Origin of the sequence: Mesorhizobium sp. CA10 (genome assembly GCF_020165285.1) — a bacterium.
Lineage (GTDB): Bacteria > Pseudomonadota > Alphaproteobacteria > Rhizobiales > Rhizobiaceae > Mesorhizobium.
In genome coordinates this window covers 1-20,422 of the sequence record NZ_JAIUHV010000019.1, presented here as the reverse complement: position 1 = coordinate 20,422, position 20,422 = coordinate 1, and the positions used below count along the sequence as shown (strand labels likewise).

Below are 20,422 nucleotides of genomic sequence, written 5' to 3'. Positions count from 1 at the left end.
TCAATCCAATGGAGCACCAGGCTCGGATCACTGAGTGCTTGCTGGCCGCGTGGCTGTCAAGGCGCAGAGAGAGCAAAACACGAGAACAATGTCCCATGGCTGCTGCCGAACCGGCCGTCGAAAGTATCGGCCGCCACAAAGCGGCTTGACGAAACGATCACGGCTTTCGCTACGTGTCTCTCCACGTCAAGTTCGACGCGAACATCCCGAAACGCCAAAAAGCGCCGGTTGAGCGGGAAATGCATTTTGTAGAAAGCTTCCTTTATGACGAACAGAAGCTTCGGGAGGTCGTAGCCCAGCCGCGCTTCGATCACCTCTCGCTCGTTCAGTTCCGAAGTGTGCGTCACCAGTTTCGCCAGCTCGCCGGAAAGCGAAGAATTTTCTTCGATGTCGATGCCGATGCCAAGATAATCGGCGGACAATCCGACTGCGACAGCGCATAGGCTTCTGGTGTGAGAGATTGAACCGACGACACCTGTCGGCCAGATCGGCGCTCGATCGGGCCCTATCGGAATCACGGTTTCAGGAATGCCTAGGCCCCGGAGGGCCTGCCTTGCATAAAGGCGTCCAGCCCGAAACTCACGCCGTCGCGCCGGTACAACATTGCCCAGATGTGCTTCCTCTTTGAGCGGCAGGTCCCGATCGGCTGGTTTGAAATCACCACCCTCGACGCCGATATCATCGGCCACCAACTCCCGAAAAGATGCCACGAACTGGGCGGCCGAACAGTCGCTGCGGATGTCCGACCCATCAGGCAATACCATTTCTTTGCCGGCCCAACCGCAGTCCTTTATGCTGTCTAGCCTTATACCAGAACGTCGACGCAAAGTCGCCAACGAGATTCATTTAGCAGAGGTCACCCGGCCGTTCGCTGCGCCATGGTGGGTCGGGACGAGAGCTCGGCTGGCGCAGCGACGTTAAGAATCTGGCGCGGAGCCGAATGGATGGCCAGTCGCAGCGGACGGCAATAGTTGCCGGGTAGTGCGTAATGAACCGGCCTTCAAAGCGGAAGCAGCTTTATATCGACATATCCACCTCCCGTCCGCTTGCGGCTGACTTTGTGCGATCGACTCGGCAGGGACAGCTTCTGGCGCAAACTCGCCTGTTTGCCTTGAGACCAGCAATGTCCGCTGCTGGCGCACGGACTGCACGGACGGGATCCGCAATCAAGCCCAGCCCGGCCTTCGCCGCTTGACGCGATGAGCGATCGGCGTAAGCTTAGTGCGTAACTAAACTATATATTCCATAAAACTGGAACGTGGAGGAGAACGGATGAAGCGCGTACTGCAAGTCGTCGCGTCGTTCGCCGCATTGCTGCCGGCGCTGGCATGGGCTGAACCGCAGAAGGGGGGAGTGATCGACGTTGCCACCGTCGGCGAGCCTCCGACATTGGATCCAATGGCATCGACCGCCGATCTGGTCGGCATCATCACCCAGCACATTTACGAGACGCTTTATACGTTCGACAACAAGTGGGGCATCACGCCGCTCCTGGCCGCCGACATGCCGACGATATCGCCGGACGGCCTGACTTACACGATCCCGCTAAGGACGGGCGTCAAGTTCCACGACGGTTCGGATATGACATCGGCCGATGTCATGGCCTCGCTGAAACGCTGGATGAAGGTGGCGACGCGCGGCAAGCAGGCGGCGGACGTCATAAGCTCACTCGACGCCCTCGATGAGAAGACGGTCAAGATTACACTGAAGAAAGCCTACGCGCCCCTGCTGTCGCTGCTGTCGTTGAACAATGCGGCGGCCATCATCATCCCCTCTGAGAATGCCGACGAAGATCCGCTGACAAAGTTCATCGGAACCGGGCCTTACATGCTCAAGGACCGTAAGCCGGATCAGTTCATCCAACTCGCCCGCTTCGATGGCTACAGGTCCCGCGACGGAGAGCCGGATGGCTATGGTGGGGCGAGGAAACAATATCTGGACGAAATTCGCTTCGTGCCGGTTCCCGATCCCAATACGCGCGTCGAGGGCGCCGTCGCCGGCCAGTTCGCCTATGCCGATTCTCTTCCTGTCGAATCCTACGACAAGATTTCCGGCGGCAAGACAAAGCCGCTTATCCTGAAGCCGTTCGGCTGGCCCGTGTTCGTGATGAACACCAAACAGGGGCTGAATTCCGACATCCGTATCCGCAAGGCCATCCAGGCAGCGCTGGCGCCTGAGGATATGCTGCTCGCCGCCTTCGGGTCCAAGGATTTCTATGCAGTCGATGGTGCCATGTATCCGGAAGGCTTCGCCTGGCATTCGAACACAGGTACCGAGGCCTACAAGCCCGAGGGCGACACCGAGAAAGCCGCCGCACTGCTCAAGGACGCTGGTTATGACGGCAAGCCGCTGCGCATCCTGACCAGCCGCCAGTACGAATTCCACTACAAGATGGCACAAGTGGCTCAGGCCTATCTGGAGCAGGCCGGCTTCAAGGTCGAGCTCGATGTCGTCGAATGGGCGACACTGACCAAGAACCGCACCGATCCGGCGCTGTGGGACATCTACATCACCCACAGTCCGTTTCTCGCCGAACCGTCGCTCAACGGCTTCATGTCCGACAACACGCCGGGCTGGTGGTCGAGCGATGCCAAGCACAAGGTGCTCGATGCCTTCAACTCCGAGACCGACCCGGCCAAGCGCGCCAAGCTCTACGAAGACGTGCAGAAGGTGATCTACGACGAAGCGGCGGTTTACAAGGTCGGCGATTTCAACGCGCTCGCCGCCGAGGCGCCGAACCTCAAGGGCGTCACGCCGGCGCCCTGGCCCTATTTCTGGAACGCTTACCTCGAAGGCAAATAGCCAATCCCCTGCCTTCCCGCTCCGTCGCGGGAAGGCAGCCTGGCATGATCCGGGAGGCGCCGCGGTCCGGCGGCCCTTCCCGCAAAACCGGCCCCGGAGATATCAACGCGGATGCTGCGCTCGGTTCTCAAAAGGCTCCTTGGCATGATCGTGGTGATGGCGCTGGTTGCCACCATCGTCTTCGTCATCGTGCGGGTGACGCCGGGCGACCCTGCCGCTGTCATGCTCGGTCCCGACGCTACGGCCGCCGACATCGCTACCCTCCGCACCAAACTGGGACTTGATGGTTCAATCCCGCAACAGTTCTTGCACTACCTCGCCGGGGTTATGCAGGGAGATTTCGGCCAGTCAATCTTCCTCAACGAGCCGGTCACCACGGCACTCCTCCAGCGCGCCGAACCAACTTTCTTTCTGACCGTGTTCTCGCTCATGATCGCGACTGTGATCGCCCTGCCCGTCGGCATCCTATCCGCCTACAGGCGCGGCTCGCTTTTCGACCAGGCGGCCACCACGATCGCCATGTTCGCGGCCAGCGTGCCGAGCTTCTGGCTCGGCCTGCTGTTCATCCAGTTCTTTGCCGTCAGGCTCGGCTGGTTCGACACGTCGGGATATGGCGGACCCGGCGCCTCGTTCGGCGATCGCATCGCTCATCTCGTGCTGCCGGCGCTGGCGCTCGGCCTTGTCAGCTCGGCCTTGATCACGCGCTTCACGCGCGCCTCGATGCTAGACGTCCTCAACGACGATTACGTCCGCACCGCGCGCTCCAAGGGCATGAGCGAGTGGCGCGTGGTGCTCAAACACGCCCTCAAGAATGCGCTTATCCCTATCCTCACCGTGATCGGCCTGACGGCGGCGCTGCTGATTTCCGGCGCCGTCGTCACCGAGACCGTGTTCGGCCTGCCGGGGGTCGGTAGCCTCGTCGTCTCGGCGGTGCTGCGGCGCGACTATCCGGTCATCCAGGGCGCGCTGCTGGTCATCGCCGGCCTCTACGTGCTGGTCAATTTCGTCATCGACATGCTCTACATCCTCATCGATCCGCGGGTGCGCTACTGATGGCCGCCATCGCAACCCCGCTGCACCAGGAGCCCAACCTTCTGTCACGGTTGCTCGGCCGCCCGACGGCGGCGGTGGGGCTGGCCCTGCTCGTCGTCATCGCATTGGCGGCGATCCTGGCGCCGATCATCGCGCCCTATGCGCCGACCAAGCTTTCGATCGCCAGCCGGCTGCATCCGCCAAGCCTCGAGCATCTGTTCGGCACCGACGATCTCGGCCGCGACGTGTTCACGCGCATGCTCTATGCCGCGCGCACCTCCCTCTCCGTCGGCTTCTCAGTCGTCGTCTTTTCATCAGCGATCGGCATTGTGCTTGGGCTGACGGCCGGCTTCTTCAGGAAGCTCGACACGCCGGTTTCGCGGCTGGTCGACGCCATGATGGCGTTTCCCGATATTCTGCTTGCCATCGCCCTGGTGGCGGCACTCGGCGCCACGGCAGTCAACGTCGTCGTCGCGCTCGGCATCGTCTACGCGCCGAGGCTGGCGCGGGTTGTGCGCGCCTCGACGCTGGTGATCCGCGAATTGCCCTATGTCGAAGCGGCGCGCGCGCTCGGCGTGCCGACGCCCGTCATCCTGGTGCGTCACGTGCTGCGCAACGTCGCCTCCCCCATCCTGGTGCAGGGAACCTTCATCTTCGCCAACGCCATCCTGGCCGAAGCCGGGCTATCGTTTCTCGGTGTCGGCATCTCTCCCGACATCCCGACCTGGGGCACGATGATTGCGGTCGGCCGTCAGTACATGGACCAGGCCGGCTGGATCATGATGTTCCCCGGCGCTGCCATCGTCATCACCGTGCTGGCCCTGCAACTGGTCGGCGACGGCTTGCGCGACCTTCTCGACCCCCGTCTGGCAAAGGACATCTGATGTTCGGCAACCGTTTTCCCGAAATGAAGCAGCCGCTGCTGATCAGGGGCGCCAGGCCCGTGGCGTTCGGCGATCGTTTCGGTCCCGCCATCGACGTGCTCATCGACAAGGACGGACGCATCGCGGAGATCGGCTCGATGATTGGCGCGGGCGACGACGTCAAGGTGGTGGAGGCGAACGGCGCCTTCCTGTCGCCCGGCTGGACCGATCTGCATGTCCATGTCTGGTATGGCGGCACCGATATCTCCATTCGACCCCAGCAATGTGGTGCCGCGCGCGGCGTCACCACCATGGTTGACGCAGGCTCTGCCGGCGAGGCGAATTTCCACGGCTTTCGCGAATTCATCGTTGAGCCGGCACAGGAGAACATCTACGCATTCTTGAACATCGGCTCGATTGGGCTCGTTGCCTGCAACCGAGTGAGCGAGCTGATCGACATGCGCTCCATCGACATCGATCGAACCATCGCCACCATTGAAGCCAACCGCGACGTCATCGTCGGGTTGAAGGTGCGGGCAAGCCACGTCATCACCGGCGGCTGGGATCTGACGCCGGTCAAGCTGGCGAAGAAGCTCGGCCGCATCGTCAAGCTGCCGGTGATGGTGCATGTCGGAGAGCCGCCGCCGCTCTATGACGACATTCTCGGCCTGCTTAGCGAGAGCGACATCGTTACCCATTGCTTCAACGGCAAGGCCGGCGGCTCGATCCTCGAGGACGACGATCTCTACCGTCTGGCCGAGGACGCGGCGTCGCGCGGCATCGTGCTTGATGTCGGCCATGGCGGGGCATCCTTCTCGTTTGATGTCGCCAAGGCCGCTCTGGAACGCGGCCTGCCGCCGAAGACGATCTCGACCGATCTGCACAACCGCTCGCTCGACGGTTCCGTGTGGGACATGGCGACGACCATGTCGAAGCTTCTGTCGCTGGGCATGGCGTTCGAGGACGTGGTGATAGCGTCGACTGTGGCACCACGCCGGGCCATCCGACTGCCAGCCGACAGCTTGCTGGAAAAGGGCAAGCCGGCGGAATTCACATTGTTCGAACTGGTCGATGCCGAACTGACGGTGAAAGACTCCCAGGGTGCGACGAGCGTGCTCAACCAGTTGTTCGAACCGCGCTACGCGATCCTGGGAGCGAATGCCATAGAAGCCCACCGGCACGTGCCATCGGCGCATGCCGGCGACGGCGCTTGTCCTCATTGCGGATGGAAAGCTTGAGCGAGGCGCTGGCCCAGAACACGATCCTGTCGGTCCAGGACCTCAAGGCCTGGTTCGTGACCCGGCGCGTCACCGCCAAGGCGGTCGACGGCGTCACCTTCGAGCTGAAGCGCGGCGAGACGCTGGCCGTGGTCGGCGAATCCGGTTCGGGAAAATCGGTCACCAGCTTGTCGATCATGGGGCTGCTGTCGAAGCCGGGCCGTATTGCCGGCGGCAAAATCCTGTTTCGCAACCGGGCCGGCAAAGTCGACGATCTCGCAAGCTTCGCCGCGAAGGATTTCCGCCGCATCCGCGGCAAGGAGGTCGCGATGATCTTCCAGGAGCCGATGACCAGCCTCAACCCGCTCTATAGCGTCGGCGACCAGATCGGCGAGATGATCGCGCTGCATGAACCGGTCGGCCGGCAGGAAGCGCGCAAGCGGGTGCTGGAGATGCTGCGGCATGTGGAAATTCCCGATGCCGCATCGCGTCTCGATGATTATCCGCATCAGATGTCAGGAGGCATGCGCCAGCGCGTGATGATTGCGATGGCGCTTGCCTGCAATCCTTCGCTGCTGATTGCCGATGAGCCGACGACGGCGCTCGACGTGACGATCCAGGCTCAAATTCTTGATCTCTTGCGACGGCTACAGCAGCAGTTCGGCATGTCGATCCTGTTCATCACTCACAATCTCGGTGTCGTCGCCGAGATCGCGCACAATGTCGTTGTCATGTATGCCGGCCGCGTCGTCGAGCAGGCGCCCGTCAACGATCTGTTCGCGCATCAGCGCCATCCCTATACGCGCGGCCTGCTTGCCTGCACTCCCAATGCGCCGCGCGACGTCGATGCGGCCGGCGAGCGCAAAATACTCTATTCCATTCCCGGCAGCGTGCCGGCGATCACCGCCCTGCCGCCCGGCTGCGCCTTCGAGCCGCGCTGCGATTACGCAATCGCCCCGTGCCGGGCCGCCCCGCCACCGTTGATGCCGGCGGGCTCGGCAGGGTTCTCCCGCTGCATCCGGAGCGCCGAACTATGATTGCCGACGCTGAAACCAACGACACGACACAAGCAGCCCCCCTGCTCAGCGTCCAGGCACTGACAAAGCGGTTTCCCGCGCGCAACGGCCGTGTCGTGCACGCCGTGGAGGACGTCAGTTTCGAGGTCAAGCGCGGCTCGACGGTCGGTCTGGTCGGTGAATCCGGATCCGGCAAGACCACCGCCGGTCGCGCCATTTTGCGTCTGATCGAGCCGACCAGCGGCAAAGCCCTGTTCAATGGCGTCGATCTCTTCTCGCTGTCGGCACGCGAGATGCGCGCCTATCGGCAAAAGCTGCAGATCGTCTTTCAGGACCCTTTCTCCAGCCTCAATCCGCGCCTGCGTGTCAGCGCGATACTCGGCGAAGCTCTCGACGCGCGCGGCTATTTGCGTGGCAAGGCCCGGCAGGACCGCATTGCCGAGCTTCTTGCTCTTGTCGGCCTCTCACCCGATCATGCCTCTCGCTACCCGCATGAATTTTCAGGTGGCCAGCGCCAACGGATCGGCATTGCCCGGGCACTTGCGGTGGAACCAGAATTCATTGTTGCCGACGAGCCGGTTTCGGCGCTCGACGTCTCGGTGCAGGCTCAGGTGCTCAACCTGATTGGCGATCTGCAAAAGCGGCTTGGTCTGACGCTGCTGTTCATCGCGCATGACCTGTCGGTGGTTGAATATTTGTGCGACGAAGTCGTCGTCATGTATCTCGGCCGGGTGATGGAGCGTGGTCCAAGCAGGCTGGTCTATGCGGCGCCACGGCATCCCTACACCAGGGCGTTACTGGCAACCGCACCGGTGCCGGATCCAACGCGCATGCGCGTTCGGGTCCCGCTCCTGGGCGATATTCCCAGCCCGATTGATCCGCCATCGGGCTGTGTCTTTCGCACTCGCTGTCCGGAAGCGATCGAAGCCTGCGCCGCGGCAATCCCGCCGGTTTCGCCCATCGGCGGCGGACATCATGTGGCCTGCATTCGCCACGACCAAAGAAATGACTGACTGGAGTTCGCTTACATGACTTTTTCCGAGCCGATGAAGCGATCGGAAAACTCGCCCAATGACCGCCTGAAGGCGCTGGGCATCACCCTGCCCCAGGCACCGCCTCCAATCGCCAATTTTGTCACCCACGTTCAGGAAGGCAAGCTTCTGTTCCTGTCCGGTCAGGGGCCGACCGAGGCTGACGGCATGCAGCACACCGGCAAGGTCGGCGGCAACGTGACGGTGGAGCAGGCCTATGCACATGCACGGCTGACCGGCATCAACCTGCTTGCCGTGATGCGATCCGCGCTCCACGACTTGAGCCGTGTGCGGCGTGTGGTGAAACTGCTCGGCATGGTCAATGCCGTGCCCGATTTCGCCGACCATCCTGCCGTCATCAACGGCTGCTCGGATCTGTTCATCGACGTCTTCGGTCCGGCCGGAATTCACGCGCGCTCGGCCGTCGGGCACGGTTCGCTGCCTGGCCAAATCACCGTCGAGATCGAAGCCATCATCGCCATCGATTGAGTTCCCACTAAGGAGCACCACCGCCATGCCGATTGAGGACATTCGTCGCCGCCTTGGCTTGAGACCGGTCATCAATGTTTCCGGCACGATGACTGGGCTCGGCGCCTCCATCGTGGTGCCGGATGCCGTCGAAGCAGTGGCGGCGATCCTGACCGAATTCGTCGAAATGAGTGACTTACAACGTCGCGCCAGCGCCGCGATCGCCGACCTGACCGGCGCCGAAGCCGGCTTTGTCACGGCGTCCTGCTCGGCGGCGATCAGCCTGGCGGTGGCAGCCTGCATGACCGGACCTGATCTGGTCGCGATCGAACGCCTGCCCGACACGGCCGGGCTGAAGGATGAGGTGGTCATCCAGTCCGGCCATATGGTGAGCTACGGCGCGCCCATCGAGCAGGCGATCCGCATTGCCGGAGCCAAGGTCGTGCCGGTCGGCCAGGCCACAAGTGCCGCGGCCTATCAACTCGCCGGCGCCCTTACCGAAAACACAGCGGCCGCCGTCTATGTCGTGTCACACCACGTGGTGGGCTACGCGCAAATCCCCTTGAAGATTTTCGCCGAAGTGGCTCATGCGCGCAACGTACCGGTGATCGTCGATGCGGCATCGGAATACGACCTCAAGGGCTTTCTGGCCGATGGAGCCGACATGGTTCTTTATTCCGGTCACAAGTTTCTCGGCGGCCCGACCTCGGGCATCGTTGCCGGATCCAAGGCAAGGGTGCGCGACGTCTATCTGCAAAATCGCGGCATTGGCCGCGGCATGAAGGTGGGCAAGGAAGGCATCGTCGGCGCTGTGGCGGCACTTGAGGCATGGAAAACACGTGACCATGATGGCATCCGCGCCCGCGAACGCAAGGCGCTCGACTGTTGGGTCGAGGCGCTCGATGGCCGACCGGGTATAATCGCCGAGATCGCCCCGGATCCGACCAAAAATCCGCTCGATCGCCTGAAAGTTTCGGTCAACCCTGCTGAAGCCCGCATTGCCGCCTGGGATCTGGCCGACCGCCTGGCTGCCGGCGACCCTCCGGTCGTCGTGCGCGACCATGAGGTCGAGCACGGCTATTTCTTCCTCGACCCCTGCAATCTGCATCCGGGTGAGGAGCTTGTCGTGGCAAAGCGGCTGGCCGTGGAACTGGATCAGGCGCGCACGTCGAACCTAATGGCCGCCACGTCCTTTGAGGAGCGCCTGCGCGCACGGGAAGCGGCAATCCTGAAATGGCCGGATTGATCATATCAGGTATCGCAAACAGCCATCCCGTTCTACACTCGCCTTGAGAAAGATGTCCGAACCAATGACCAGGATAGTGGCCCAAATCGAAGCGGCGCCAATTGCGGCGCCTGAGCCGCGCCGCTCGCGCACCAGCGGCATCGACCGGGCGCTGCAGATCCTCGATTATCTGCAGAAGGTGGAGCGACCGGCGACCGCCTACGAGATCGCCCGCGACATAGGCGCGCCGCTGTCGACTATCTATGTGATCGTTGACGACCTTGTGGAGAAGGAGTTGCTTGACCGGCAGGACAACGGCCTCCTGTGGCTCGGGCCTCGCCTCTACCACTATGGTTTGACCTATGCCCGCACCCTTGATCTTCTCAACGTCGCGATCCAGGAGATGCACGAGCTCGCCCTAAGCTCGGGCGAGACTATCCAGATTTGCGGGCGCGATGGCGATCACATGGTGGTGCTCGCCATGAAGGAGGGCAAGGACCACTTCCAGGTGACCTCACGCGTAGGCACTCGCAGCCCCCTTAACTGGACCGCCTCCGGCCGCATGCTGGTCGGCCACTTGCCGGAAGAGGAACGCCGCGCCATTTTTGCACGCTCCGCAACGGCTTCCCCGACCGGCCGAGCCGAAACGGATGAGAAGGTGCTGGCGAGCACGGCCGCCGCGGCCCTCGAACAACGCCTCTCGATCCAGGCCGGTGAATCCGACTTCTCTGTGGCCTGCATCGCCGCCCCCATATGCGACGGCGAGGGGGCTTGCAGGGCGACGATCTCTATCGTGGTTCCCGATATCAAGCTGAAACAGAAGAACCCGGATCTGATCCATCTGGTCAAAGCTAGCGCCAGGCGTATCGAATCCCGGTTGGGCTGGCGCAGTGTAAGGTGACTAACAACGGCGACCGATCGGCATCCCTCCGTCATTACTGGCAACCGCGCCTCGACCTGGACTAGCTAGACGCCAAGATAGCGCTGCAGCCGGCGGCGCCGAGCACTGGGCCGTCGTCGCTTCGCTGATCGAGACCTGCAAGCCGAACGACGTCGAGCCGCTCGGGCTACCTCGCCGAAGTGCTCGCCCGGATCGTCCACCCAAACAGCCAGATCGACGATCTCCTACCCTGGGCCTACATGGCCAATCAGAAGGTTAAGGCCGCAGCCTGAGAAAACAGCTTACTTTCGAGTGATCAATGGTGCTGGCGGCCGACACTCGCGAGAACTACGAGCGATGGCTCAGAGAAGAACCCGATCCTGCCAATCTCCTGAAGATGTTCGCCAGACTCCCTTGATCTTGCCGCGGATGCGTTGATTCATCTATGAACGTTTTCGGTCCATGGTCTTCGTGGGGCGGATTTTGATTTATACCAGCATGTTCAGGGGCGGCCTTCTCGCTATGGCAATGACTATTGCTGGAGCGTCTGTCGGTTTAGGTGATGATCAAGCGCCAAATTATGGCACTTTCGTCACCAAGATGTCGGTGTTCGCAGGCAAGGTGATGTCAGAACACACTCTCTCACCTGCCGATCTGACGGAGATGGATGAACTGGAGCAGAAGGCTAAATCGACACTTAGTCCATCTGAGTTCGACCAGGTGCACAGGACCGCTGCTTCGATAAAAGCGTTTGCAGCCAGACTTAAGGCTGGAACAGCCTCAGTCGCCCCGCCTACGAGCTCTCAGGCCAGCAAGGAGCTATTGCTGCTTGATGTGATCTACGCGACAGCGGATTACTGCTATCGCCATAATGATCTCTCTTTCAGTGAGACTGATGTCGAGAATATGCGGAAAGCGGTGAAGGCGATTTCTAACAAGTCAGACTTGGATCAGGCTGCCAAGGATCAAAATTGGCAGTATGGTCAGTACGGGCTGAATCTGGCTTTTAGCCAGCGGACATCCGAAGTCTGTGCGGCGGCTAGGACTCAAGCAGCATTGCTGCTTCCTCAGGCGATCAATCCAGACAAGAACCCGTTCTAAGGTTCAGGTCACGCATCGCACCTGATCCAACTGTACGCCGCCCACGCGTGAGCGGCACATCACTTATTATAGACGCGCTCCAGCGGCCATCGGGCTTCGATGTTTCTTGTGGCACAGAGGCGGTTCGGGGGCGGAGGCCGTGAAACTTCAAGAATGGACGTCCAGTTTGGCCCGGATGATCGTCATCTGAACGTTTTCAGGAAGCGGCGCGCAAACTCTCGATATCCCTTACGATTTGACGATCTCCGTCACGCAGTGGACGTAGTCCATGCGGTGACCTTCGGGAGCGTGCGCGACGTCGGCTTCGTACGCGCCGTAAAGATCGTCGACGATTGCGGCACGGTCATTGGCTGGACGCGAGGGATCGAGCGCGTTCGCAAAAACGGTTTCCGACCAGGAGCGGAGCGTCGGCACATAGGCCCTGGCAAAGTCCTGCGCGTTGCCATGGACCCGGAAGGCCTCGGCATAGGGGCACGGCGTCACCATGGTGAAGATGTTTTCCAGCCTCAGCCCGGCCAGCGACACCGGCGAAACAGGATCGCGAAAGGGCGCGGCGAACTCATCCGGCGTCTTGTAGAACTGCTGGAATGTCGCGTTGACATATTCCGTCTCGCTGATCCGTCCCGCCGCAAGCAGATCGCGCCAATGGCGCGCGAAGCTGTCGAACATGTCGACCCCTGTCGTATGCCCGAGATAGCGCCCTTCCTCGTCGACGCAGAAATTGGCCAGCGCCAGCCGGCCGCCGGGCCTCAGCTCACGGGCCCTTGCCAACAGGATCGTCTCCCAGTCGCGCAGCCCCTGGGCGCGAAACTGCGCCCGCTCGGCCTCGGTCGCGCCGACCGCCTGGACATGGTCGGCGATCATGCAGGGCCGCTTGCTGATCCAGTGCATCGCCGTGGCGGAAAAGCCGAACGAGAGAGAATTGTCCGGCAGGATCTGGCGGTAGAAGCTGGTGCCGCTGCCGAAGATGTAAAGGCCGGGCGTCTCGGCCAGCGGAACCTCGGCGGAGGTTCCCAAAAGTCCCTGGCTCAGCCGGAACAGGGTCGAGAAGTCATTATGGGGCAGGTCGGTGTAGGTGATCGATATCGCCCGGTCCGGTTCCCTCTCCCGAACCGCGGAGACCAGCCGCCGCATCATGTCCATCGAGGTGCCACCGTCCGCCGCGCCGAAATCGGCGACGGAGAATGGCTGGCCGTCGGCCAGCCGAGGCATCCTGGCGACCCCCTTGACGACGAGATCGCCGACCTTGTCAATGACGTATTTGGCGCCGACAGTGTTGGCCGAGTAGTAGCCCGCCCCACGCATGGCGATCTTCTGGCCGTCGGCTGCGCTCATTTTTTTCTCCCCTTTTTATTCATCGTCCACCCGGCCGCCGCCCGCGCCGCGCATGCGCGATCGCTCGCTTTCCGGCACATAGGTTCTGACAGCGAAGGAATTGAGCGCCGCAAGTGTCTGCTCGTCGATCGCGCCGCGCCGGCCTGTGGCCGGCTGCTCGATTTCGGCGCGATGCTCGATGACGACATCGGCGCGCTTCGCCAGCCCCGCAGGTCGCGCGACGCGCATGGCCGAGCGGCGCAGCATGGCGTCGAGCCAGACCGGCAGACCGACACCAATGATCGCCAGCGGCAGCGCGCTCCCCGGAAGCGGAGCGTCGAGCAGCAAAGCCGCTGTTCGGATCGGACAAAGCGGCGTTTGGGCTGGCTTGTCGGCCTCGCCTTTTCGCCAGCGCGCTGCGCGAGCAGGATCGGGCGCCGTGAGGGATTGCGCGTTTTCGGCAAGGCTCAGCATGGCCATGCCCCAATTGTCGTCCTCAACGGCGATCCGGCGCGCGGCGCGGCCGATATCCTCCGCCAGTCCCCATGAAAATCCGACGCCCCGCGCCGCCTTGGCGCTCAGCGTTTCCACCTCGTTGAGCGACAGGTCGATCACGAGGCTTCTCCTGCCTGCGTGGCGACATCCTCGATCAGCGGCTCGCCGCTGAACAGCGCGATCCGCAGCCAGCGGTCAGACCGTGGATCGAAGCTGCGCGCGCCGAAAAAAGCGAGCTTGGCACGCAATATGTCGACGGGCCGCAATTCGGCGCCGATCAGATTGTCGTGGATCTCGGCATAGGGGAATTTCGCGACGATCTGGGCGCGCCGCACCGCATGGCGCCATTCAGGCCGGCGCAGCAGGAAGTCCGCGACACTGGCCGAGGCCGGCTCCTGCGCCAACGCGGCCGCCAGGCTGAGGGCATCGCGGGCGGTGGCCAAAGGTTGTTCTAACTCGGCGCCGTCCTCCTCGAACCGCTCGCCGAGCCGGGGCTCGAGCTTCTCCGCCGATACATACCAGAAGCGCGCATTGGCAGCCGGCTGAGCAAAGTCGATTGCTCTCGCCCATGAATAGCAGTCGAGAAGCGCCTGGCGCAGCGAGCCACAGTCCATGCCGCCGTCGATGGCATGGCCGGGCGTCTCGTCGGCTTTCATCGTGTCGCCGAGTTCGTCGACCAGCGCCCCGTGCGGCTCGAGGATCAGGGAGACGCAGGCCTCCTGCCCTTCCAGGGAGAAGTGCTCTTCGGCGAAGCGGTAGAGCGCATCCCAGGGCTGCGGTTTCGCCAGAAGGCGGTCGAGGTTTTCGGACAGCCGATCGAGATCGGCGGCCAAGGATCGGGTCGCGGCGGCCTGTCGGTCATCGTCGCTGTGCCAGCGGGCGACGCGTTGGGCCAGATCGGCGAGCGCCTGTGCAGAGATTTTCCGTTCCGCCTCGCCTGCCTGCGGCTCGGCGCGCACCCGCGCCAGCGCGGTTTCGCGGGCGAAGAACCAGCTATGCGTCAGCAGCGGGTGGCGCACGAGGAAGGGCGCCATGCCGAGTCCCGTCGCGTTACCCACGCCGAGCGCCCGGCGCAACTGCGGCGCCAGCCTCGCCGCGCCGGCCGGGTTGCGGCGACGGGCGATATGGTCGACAAGGTCGAGCATGAAGGATCGGATCAGCCAGACGGTGAGCATCTCGGCCTGGAAGGATCCTGCAAGCTCCGGGCGCGCGGCGATCTCGTCGCGGTCGGCGATGCCGAACTTGCCGTTGCCGTAAACGGCCGTGGTGCGCAGCAGATAGCCGACGCCGAGAAGTTGCTCCTCGTCCGGCTGTTGTCCCCGCGCCAGCGCCGACGCCACGTCCTCGAACAGCCGCACGCTCTTGTTCGCGCGCGCCAGCACCAGCTCGCTTCTGGTGTAGCGGCCCGCCTCCTGCAGCGGCGCATTTGCCTCCAGCCGCGCGATCTCGGCGGCGTCCGGCAATCCGTCGTAAAGCACGTAGCTGGTATCCCAGGCCTGCGCGATCACCCGGTCGGACCGCTTTTCGTCATTGAGCGGGGTCGAGAAGGCGATCAGGCTATAGGTCCGTGCCGGCGTCTCGACCGCATAGACGGCACGCCCGAACCCGTTGTCGTTGAGGTCGAACAGATGCTTGCGGACACGCCATTTCTCCCCGGAGGCGCGGCGGATCAGCTGGCGCAGGAAACTGAGCCGCGTCGGATGCGCCGCGCCCAGCCGCTTAAGGCGCATGACGACCTCCGGCGGGCGCAGCGCGATCGCCGTCATGCGGTGGTCCCGGCCAGCTTCTCGAGCGTAGCGAGCGCTTCGGCGGCCACCGCGATGCCTTCAGTTGCGTTCCGCTCTCGCGCGTCAAAGCGCCTCGTGCCCGGAAGCCTCGCTTCACCGACAAAGGCGCCGGTGACGGCTTCCAGATTCCCCGCGAATGCCCCGGCCGAGGTCGCATCGGGCGAGATTGCCAGGAAGAACTGCCCGGTTCCCGGCGGGCCACCGGCCGTGCCGGAGAAGGGGCTGGCGACAAGCCCGGGATTGGCTCCCGTCAGGCATGCGGCGAAGATCTCCACCAAGAGCGCCGAGCCGACGCCCTTATAGCCGCCCGCCGGCACCATCGTGCCCTTCAACGCTTCGCCGGCATCGGTGGTCGTCTCGCCGCTTGCGTCGAAAGCCCAGCCGGGTGGGATCGGCTCGCCGGCGCGGGCGCGCTTCATGACCTCGCTCTTGGCGACGACGCTGGCGCTCTGGTCGATGACGAAGCGCGCGCCGCCCTGCCCGTCCGGGACGGCCAGCGACCAGGGATTGGTGCCCAGCGCCGCCTTGCGGCCGCCCCAGGGCGCGATCGAGGCCGGCGCATTGGTGAAGCCTAGCCCGACCAAGCCGGCTTGGGCGATCCGCTCGGTGTGATAGCCGAGCGCGCCGCAATTATAGGAGTTGCGGATGGCGAGCGCCGCCACGCCCTGCGTGCGTGCCGCCTCGATGAGCGCCGTCAGGCCGAGGGCGATGGCCGCATGCGCAAAGCCGTTGGCGGCGTCGACCGCGACGACCGCCGGAGCCGGCCGCGTCAGGCGCGGCTCGGCCTGCCCCAGCACCTTGCCGCAGGTCAGATGCTCGCAATAGGTCGACAGATACATCAAGCCGTGCGACTTCAACCCGTCGCGTTCCGCCGCCGCGATGCCCGCGGCCAAGGTCTCGGCCTGCCGCTCGCTTGCGCCGTGCCGCATCAGCGCAGCGCGCGCGAGCGTTTCGATGCGGGCTTGGGTCAGGCGTGTCATCCCCTCACCCACCGATCATGCCGCCGCATAGCCGAACTCCCCTTCGCTCGCCCGCGTCTGCAGGCGGATGCATTCGATGAAGCGCAGCGACGCCGGCTGCAGGTTACGACCCTCCTTGGCGATCCAGCCGACGGTGCGGCTCGAACGCGAATCGGCAAGCGGCACGAAGCGCACGTCGTGGCTCGATTTCCAGCGGCAGAGCCGGGGCAGGATGGTGACTCCGAGCCCGGCCTCCACCATCGCCAGATTGGAGCTCACATTGGTCGCGGTGAGCTTGGAGCCTGCGGCGAGCGCTTCGGTCTCGGCAAGCCCCAGTGCCGCGGCCGCGCCATTGCGGATGAAGCTCTCGCCGTCGAGCTCAGCCCATTTCAACGGGCGCTTCGATCTTGCCAGGGGATGGTCGGCCGGGCAGACGAAATCGAGCGGCTCATGGAACAGCGGCTCGAAGCTAAGCTGCGTCCGCCTGCCGGCGAGCACGCAGAGGCCCACCTCCACCATGCCATTCTCGACCGCCTCGACGATGGCGCTGGAATCGTTGTCGCGGACGTGGATGTCGAACCGGCTGCCTTCGGCGCGAAGCTTGGCGATCGCGCGCGGCAGCAAGGTCACCGCGACCGAAGGCACGCTGGCCACGTCGCAGCGCCCCTGCCGGTCCGCCGCGTAGCTGGTCATCGCCAGGCAGGCGCGATCGTAATGCGCGATCATGGCGCGCGCCTCGTCGAGCACGATACGGCCGACCGGCGAAAGCGCGCCCTTGCGCTCGCTTTCGAACAGCGGCGCGCCGATATCGTCCTCCAGTTGCTTCAGGGTCATCGACACGGCGGACGGCGTGCGGCCGATCTGGTCGGCGGCGGCGCGCACGCCGCCCGTCTCGCAGACCGCGACGAAGCTGCGCATGCCGGTCAGGCTGATGGTTTTGGTCACTGTTAAGCTTGCCTGAACATTTCTGCCAAAAATTGAGCTTGATTGAAGTTCACAGCATTGGTTAGGTCGTTGTCAACCGAATTGATGCAGGTGGAACACGATGCTGAGCGGTCAGAACTTCGTTGCAGGCGAGTGGCGCGACGGTGCCGACTGGGTCGAGGATATCAATCCGTCCGACGTGACCGATGTTGTCGGGCGTTTCGCGCAGGCACGGCCGTCCGACATCCATGACGCCGTCGCGGCGGCGCAAGGCGCGCAACGGGAATGGGCGGCTGCCGGGCTGGAAGCGCGAGCCGCCGTTCTGGACGCCATCGGACGCGAGTTGATGGCGCGCTCGAAGGAGCTTGGCGAATTGCTGTCGCGCGAGGAGGGCAAGACCCTTCCCGAGGGCGTCGGCGAGGTCTATCGCGCCGGCCAGTTCTTCACCTATTTCGCCGCGGAGGCCTTGCGCAATCTGGGTTCCTCGTCCGATTCCGTCAGGGCCGGCGTCGATGTGCTGATCGAGCGCGAGCCGCTTGGCGTCGTCGCGATCATTTCGCCCTGGAATTTCCCCATCGCCACCGGGTCCTGGAAGATCGCGCCGGCGCTAGCCTTCGGCAATGCCGTTATCTGGAAGCCGGCCAGCGTCACCCCGGCCAGCGCCTGGGCGCTCACCGAGATCATCAGCCGGCAGGCGATCCCGAAGGGCCTGTTCAACCTGGTGACGGGTTCAGGATCGACGATCGGCCGCGAGCTTGCCGCCAATGCCGACATACAAGGGCTGAGCTTCACCGGCTCCGGCGCCATCGGCTCCGGCATCGCCGCGCTCGCCGCCGCGCGCTTCGTGAAGCTGCAGCTCGAAATGGGGTCGAAGAACCCGTTCGTCGTCATGGACGATGCAGACCTCGATCGCGCCGTCGACCTTGCCGTGAACGGCGCCTTCGGCGGCACCGGCCAGAAGTGCACGGCCTCGTCCCGCCTGATCGTCCACCGGCAGGTGCATGACGCCTTCGTCGAGCAGCTGCTGGCGAAAACCAACGCCCTGAAGGTCGGCCATGCGCTCGAGGCCGGCGTCCAGATGGGGCCGGTCGTCAGCGCCGAGCAGCTCTCGGCCAATCTCGATTATGTGACGCTCGGCATCAGCGAGGGCGCGGAGCTAGCGACCGGCGGCGAGGCGCTCGATCTGGCGCATCGCGGCCACTACATGGCGCCCGCAGTGTTCCTCAACGGCCGTTCGCGCATGCGCATCAACCAGGAGGAGATGTTCGCGCCGATCACCTGCGTGATGACCGTCGACGATCTCGACGAGGCGATCTTCCTTGCCAACGATACGCCCTATGGGCTGACGGCCGGCATCGCCACGCGCTCGCTGGCGCGCGCCACGAAGTTTCGCCACGCCTCGCGCTCCGGCTGCGTAATGGTCAACCTGGCGACCGCCGGCACCGACTATCACGTGCCGTTTGGCGGCGTCCGCGCCTCGAGCTACGGGCCGCGCGAGCAAGGCCGCGCCGCGGTCGAGTTCTATACCCAGGTCAAGACCTCCTACATCCACGCGGGCGCGCCCGAATGACCAGCGACGCGCCGCAGGTGCTCATCGATGGGCTGCAATACTGCAAGTGGTCGCGCGCAATCTTCGAGGAGATGCGCCGGGGCGGACTGACCGCGGTCCACGCCACGGTCGGCTATCACGAAGGCTTTCGCGAGACGGTGCGCCATCTCGTCGATTGGCGCACTTGGCTTCGCGATAATGAGGACCTGATCCTCCTGGCGCGCGATGCGGGCGACATCGAGCGGGCGCGGGCCTCGAACCGGACGGCGATCTTGCTTGGCCTGCAGAACCCGATGCCGATCGAGGACGACATCGGCCTGATCGAGATGCTTTTCGATCTCGGCATCCGCTTCATGCAGCTCACCTACAACAACCAGTCGCTTCTCGGCTGTGGCTGGATGGAAAAGGAGGACAGCGGCCTGACACGGATGGGGCGCGAGGCGATCGCCGAGATGAACCGTCTCGGCATGATCATCGATCTGTCTCACGCCGGCGAGCGGACCGCGCTGGAGACGATCGCGCTCTCCGAGCAGCCGGTGGTCGTCAGCCACGCCAATCCACGCTGGCTGCGCGACAGCAACCGCAATGTCTCCAAGGCCCTCTTGCAGGCATTGCGTGCAAAGGAGGGGCTGCTCGGCCTTTCGCTCTACCCGCTGCACCTTCCGAACGGCTCGGATACGACGTTGGAGCAGTTCGGGAAAATGGCTGCGGAAGCGGCCGGGATCATGGGACCTGACCATCTCGGCATCGGCTCGGATCTCTGCCAGGACCAGCCCGACAGCGTGGTGCGCTGGATGCGCGAAGGCCGCTGGACCCGCGAGACACAGGCGGCGGCAAGTTTCCCGCAGCAGCCATCCTGGTTCAGGTCGAACCTCGATTTTGCAACGCTTTCGGAGGGCCTTCTCTCGGCGGGCTTTGACAAGACGCAAACGTCGCTCTTGCTCGGCGGCGCCTGGCATCGCTTCCTCGAGGCCAATCTGCCTTCGACCCGGAATTCGCAAGCCACCAGCAGTTAGATTTGCCCCGCATGCGTACACACCAAGCACGGTCTCAGGTTAATACCACGCCAGATCCCGTTGGCACCGCGGCCACTCTGGTCGCCGCCAACGTCTGCTTCCGTCGAGCGGCAAGCCTGTTTCTACGACCGATTTGAGAGCGCACGGCCCGCCAACCTTGGGGCCGCCAGCAGAAAGTCGGCTTTTGGCCTGGTGGACGGCTATCGCGCGAAGGGCTTGACGCATGTGGAAAGCGACGTAGTCCCAAGCGCCGGCCATTATGCGGTGGCCGACAATCCGGACGGTGTGGCCGAGGTGATTGAACGGTACCCCGCGCGATGAAGGTGATGACCGAGGTTACAAGCGAGAATATGGCAGCGCCCAAAATCGTCGATCGGAATACGTTCCAGGCCGAACTGGACCTCTAGCGGGAGCGCGAGAAGGCCCAAATGCACGAGGGCGACGCCATCGTTTATACCGATGTTTGCGTTCTGGATGCCGAGGAACTTTTCCCCTTGGACCAAGTTGGATCGTATTGGTTGGGGAACAAGGTCATAAGGCATCGCAAAGTCGTAAGTCCGTCAAGGCAGCGCTTACCAATCAGATCGATGCGGTTCGGCTCAGTATTCAGGCGTTTGCCTTGGGGCGGGCGCATCAGCCGCCAAGTAGCAGGAGCTTAGTTGAAACTAGCCGACGAGGTCCGTCATAGCTCTGAAGATATCAGCGACCTGGTCCTGTCCGATGTCGTGTCTGCACTTCATCGA

Annotated in this window: 18 protein-coding genes and 1 pseudogene; 13 read left to right on the top strand and 6 right to left on the bottom strand. The window is 63.6% G+C overall.

Going from position 1 to position 20,422, the window contains the following annotated elements; genetic code table 11:
* Positions 1-56: 56 nt before the first annotated feature.
* Entirely contained in the window at positions 57-764 is a 708-nt protein-coding gene (locus LB535_RS27175) for a 4'-phosphopantetheinyl transferase (RefSeq protein WP_224634361.1), read from the bottom strand.
* Positions 765-1,272: 508 nt separating this feature from the next.
* Between LB535_RS27175 and LB535_RS27170 the strand changes: the two genes are divergently transcribed.
* The 11 genes and pseudogenes from LB535_RS27170 (at position 1,273) to LB535_RS27120 (ending at position 11,635) form a co-directional block, all read left to right on the top strand.
* Complete coding sequence (locus LB535_RS27170; RefSeq protein WP_224634360.1) at positions 1,273-2,802, top strand: ABC transporter substrate-binding protein; 1,530 nt, start codon at positions 1,273-1,275, stop codon at positions 2,800-2,802.
* Between the two features lie 111 nt (positions 2,803-2,913).
* Positions 2,914-3,855, top strand: a complete 942-nt coding sequence (locus LB535_RS27165; protein ID WP_224634359.1) for an ABC transporter permease — start codon at positions 2,914-2,916, stop codon at positions 3,853-3,855.
* A complete protein-coding gene (locus tag LB535_RS27160; RefSeq protein WP_224634358.1) occupies positions 3,855-4,718 on the top strand; it encodes an ABC transporter permease in 864 nt (287 codons plus the stop codon). Before LB535_RS27165 ends, LB535_RS27160 begins: the two co-directional genes overlap by 1 nt.
* Positions 4,718-5,935 carry an amidohydrolase/deacetylase family metallohydrolase gene (locus tag LB535_RS27155; protein WP_224634357.1) on the top strand — a complete coding sequence of 406 codons (1,218 nt, stop codon included), beginning with the start codon at positions 4,718-4,720 and terminating at the stop codon, positions 5,933-5,935. Before LB535_RS27160 ends, LB535_RS27155 begins: the two co-directional genes overlap by 1 nt.
* Positions 5,936-5,943: 8 nt before the next feature.
* On the top strand, positions 5,944-6,951 hold the full coding sequence (locus LB535_RS27150) for an ABC transporter ATP-binding protein (RefSeq protein WP_224634388.1): 1,008 nt from the start codon (positions 5,944-5,946) through the stop codon (positions 6,949-6,951).
* Positions 6,948-7,943, top strand: a complete 996-nt coding sequence (locus LB535_RS27145) for an ABC transporter ATP-binding protein (protein ID WP_224544536.1) — start codon at positions 6,948-6,950, stop codon at positions 7,941-7,943. Before LB535_RS27150 ends, LB535_RS27145 begins: the two co-directional genes overlap by 4 nt.
* Positions 7,944-7,958: 15 nt before the next feature.
* On the top strand, positions 7,959-8,450 hold the full coding sequence (locus LB535_RS27140; protein ID WP_140541188.1) for a RidA family protein: 492 nt from the start codon (positions 7,959-7,961) through the stop codon (positions 8,448-8,450).
* 25 nt (positions 8,451-8,475) lie between these two features.
* A complete protein-coding gene (locus tag LB535_RS27135) occupies positions 8,476-9,675 on the top strand; it encodes an aminotransferase class V-fold PLP-dependent enzyme (RefSeq protein ID WP_224634387.1) in 1,200 nt (399 codons plus the stop codon).
* Between the two features lie 64 nt (positions 9,676-9,739).
* A complete protein-coding gene (locus tag LB535_RS27130; protein ID WP_224544533.1) occupies positions 9,740-10,555 on the top strand; it encodes an IclR family transcriptional regulator in 816 nt (271 codons plus the stop codon).
* Between the two features lie 91 nt (positions 10,556-10,646).
* A pseudogene (locus LB535_RS27125) lies at positions 10,647-10,827 on the top strand (transposase domain-containing protein); the annotation flags it as partial.
* Positions 10,828-11,017: 190 nt separating this feature from the next.
* Positions 11,018-11,635, top strand: a complete 618-nt coding sequence (locus LB535_RS27120) for a hypothetical protein (protein ID WP_224634356.1) — start codon at positions 11,018-11,020, stop codon at positions 11,633-11,635.
* A gap of 228 nt (positions 11,636-11,863) precedes the next feature.
* Here the strand turns inward: LB535_RS27120 and LB535_RS27115 are convergent, their stop codons facing one another.
* From LB535_RS27115 to LB535_RS27095, 5 genes are read right to left on the bottom strand one after another with little or no spacing between them, the layout of a single operon-like run.
* Positions 11,864-12,970, bottom strand: a complete 1,107-nt coding sequence (locus LB535_RS27115) for a class I SAM-dependent methyltransferase (RefSeq protein WP_224634355.1) — start codon at positions 12,968-12,970, stop codon at positions 11,864-11,866.
* 15 nt (positions 12,971-12,985) lie between these two features.
* Positions 12,986-13,564, bottom strand: a complete 579-nt coding sequence (locus tag LB535_RS27110; protein ID WP_224634354.1) for a DUF3726 domain-containing protein — start codon at positions 13,562-13,564, stop codon at positions 12,986-12,988.
* Complete coding sequence (locus tag LB535_RS27105) at positions 13,561-15,210, bottom strand: hypothetical protein (RefSeq protein ID WP_224634353.1); 1,650 nt, start codon at positions 15,208-15,210, stop codon at positions 13,561-13,563. Before LB535_RS27105 ends, LB535_RS27110 begins: the two co-directional genes overlap by 4 nt.
* Positions 15,207-16,211, bottom strand: a complete 1,005-nt coding sequence (locus tag LB535_RS27100) for an Ldh family oxidoreductase (RefSeq protein ID WP_224634352.1) — start codon at positions 16,209-16,211, stop codon at positions 15,207-15,209. The genes LB535_RS27105 and LB535_RS27100 overlap by 4 nt, the downstream gene beginning before the upstream one ends.
* Before the next feature lie 15 nt (positions 16,212-16,226).
* Positions 16,227-17,135, bottom strand: coding sequence for a LysR family transcriptional regulator (locus LB535_RS27095; RefSeq protein ID WP_224634351.1), 909 nt, complete (start codon positions 17,133-17,135; stop codon positions 16,227-16,229).
* Positions 17,136-17,235: 100 nt separating this feature from the next.
* On the opposite strand from LB535_RS27095, the gene LB535_RS27090 reads away from it, so the two are divergent.
* On the top strand, positions 17,236-18,684 hold the full coding sequence (locus tag LB535_RS27090) for an aldehyde dehydrogenase family protein (RefSeq protein WP_224634350.1): 1,449 nt from the start codon (positions 17,236-17,238) through the stop codon (positions 18,682-18,684).
* Positions 18,681-19,679, top strand: coding sequence for a membrane dipeptidase (locus LB535_RS27085; RefSeq protein ID WP_224634349.1), 999 nt, complete (start codon positions 18,681-18,683; stop codon positions 19,677-19,679). Before LB535_RS27090 ends, LB535_RS27085 begins: the two co-directional genes overlap by 4 nt.
* Positions 19,680-20,422: the final 743 nt, after the last annotated feature.

Bases quoted from the DNA above. Each gene is read 5' to 3' on its own strand.
- LB535_RS27175 (WP_224634361.1), bottom strand. From the start codon at position 764: ATGGTATTGCCTGATGGGTCGGACATCCGCAGCGACTGTTCGGCCGCC.
- LB535_RS27170 (WP_224634360.1), top strand. From the start codon at position 1,273: ATGAAGCGCGTACTGCAAGTCGTCGCGTCGTTCGCCGCATTGCTGCCG.
- LB535_RS27165 (WP_224634359.1), top strand. From the start codon at position 2,914: ATGCTGCGCTCGGTTCTCAAAAGGCTCCTTGGCATGATCGTGGTGATG.
- LB535_RS27160 (WP_224634358.1), top strand. From the start codon at position 3,855: ATGGCCGCCATCGCAACCCCGCTGCACCAGGAGCCCAACCTTCTGTCA.
- LB535_RS27155 (WP_224634357.1), top strand. From the start codon at position 4,718: ATGTTCGGCAACCGTTTTCCCGAAATGAAGCAGCCGCTGCTGATCAGG.
- LB535_RS27145 (WP_224544536.1), top strand. From the start codon at position 6,948: ATGATTGCCGACGCTGAAACCAACGACACGACACAAGCAGCCCCCCTG.
- LB535_RS27140 (WP_140541188.1), top strand. From the start codon at position 7,959: ATGACTTTTTCCGAGCCGATGAAGCGATCGGAAAACTCGCCCAATGAC.
- LB535_RS27135 (WP_224634387.1), top strand. From the start codon at position 8,476: ATGCCGATTGAGGACATTCGTCGCCGCCTTGGCTTGAGACCGGTCATC.
- LB535_RS27130 (WP_224544533.1), top strand. From the start codon at position 9,740: ATGACCAGGATAGTGGCCCAAATCGAAGCGGCGCCAATTGCGGCGCCT.
- LB535_RS27115 (WP_224634355.1), bottom strand. From the start codon at position 12,970: ATGAGCGCAGCCGACGGCCAGAAGATCGCCATGCGTGGGGCGGGCTAC.
- LB535_RS27105 (WP_224634353.1), bottom strand. From the start codon at position 15,210: ATGACGGCGATCGCGCTGCGCCCGCCGGAGGTCGTCATGCGCCTTAAG.
- LB535_RS27100 (WP_224634352.1), bottom strand. From the start codon at position 16,211: ATGACACGCCTGACCCAAGCCCGCATCGAAACGCTCGCGCGCGCTGCG.
- LB535_RS27090 (WP_224634350.1), top strand. From the start codon at position 17,236: ATGCTGAGCGGTCAGAACTTCGTTGCAGGCGAGTGGCGCGACGGTGCC.
- LB535_RS27085 (WP_224634349.1), top strand. From the start codon at position 18,681: ATGACCAGCGACGCGCCGCAGGTGCTCATCGATGGGCTGCAATACTGC.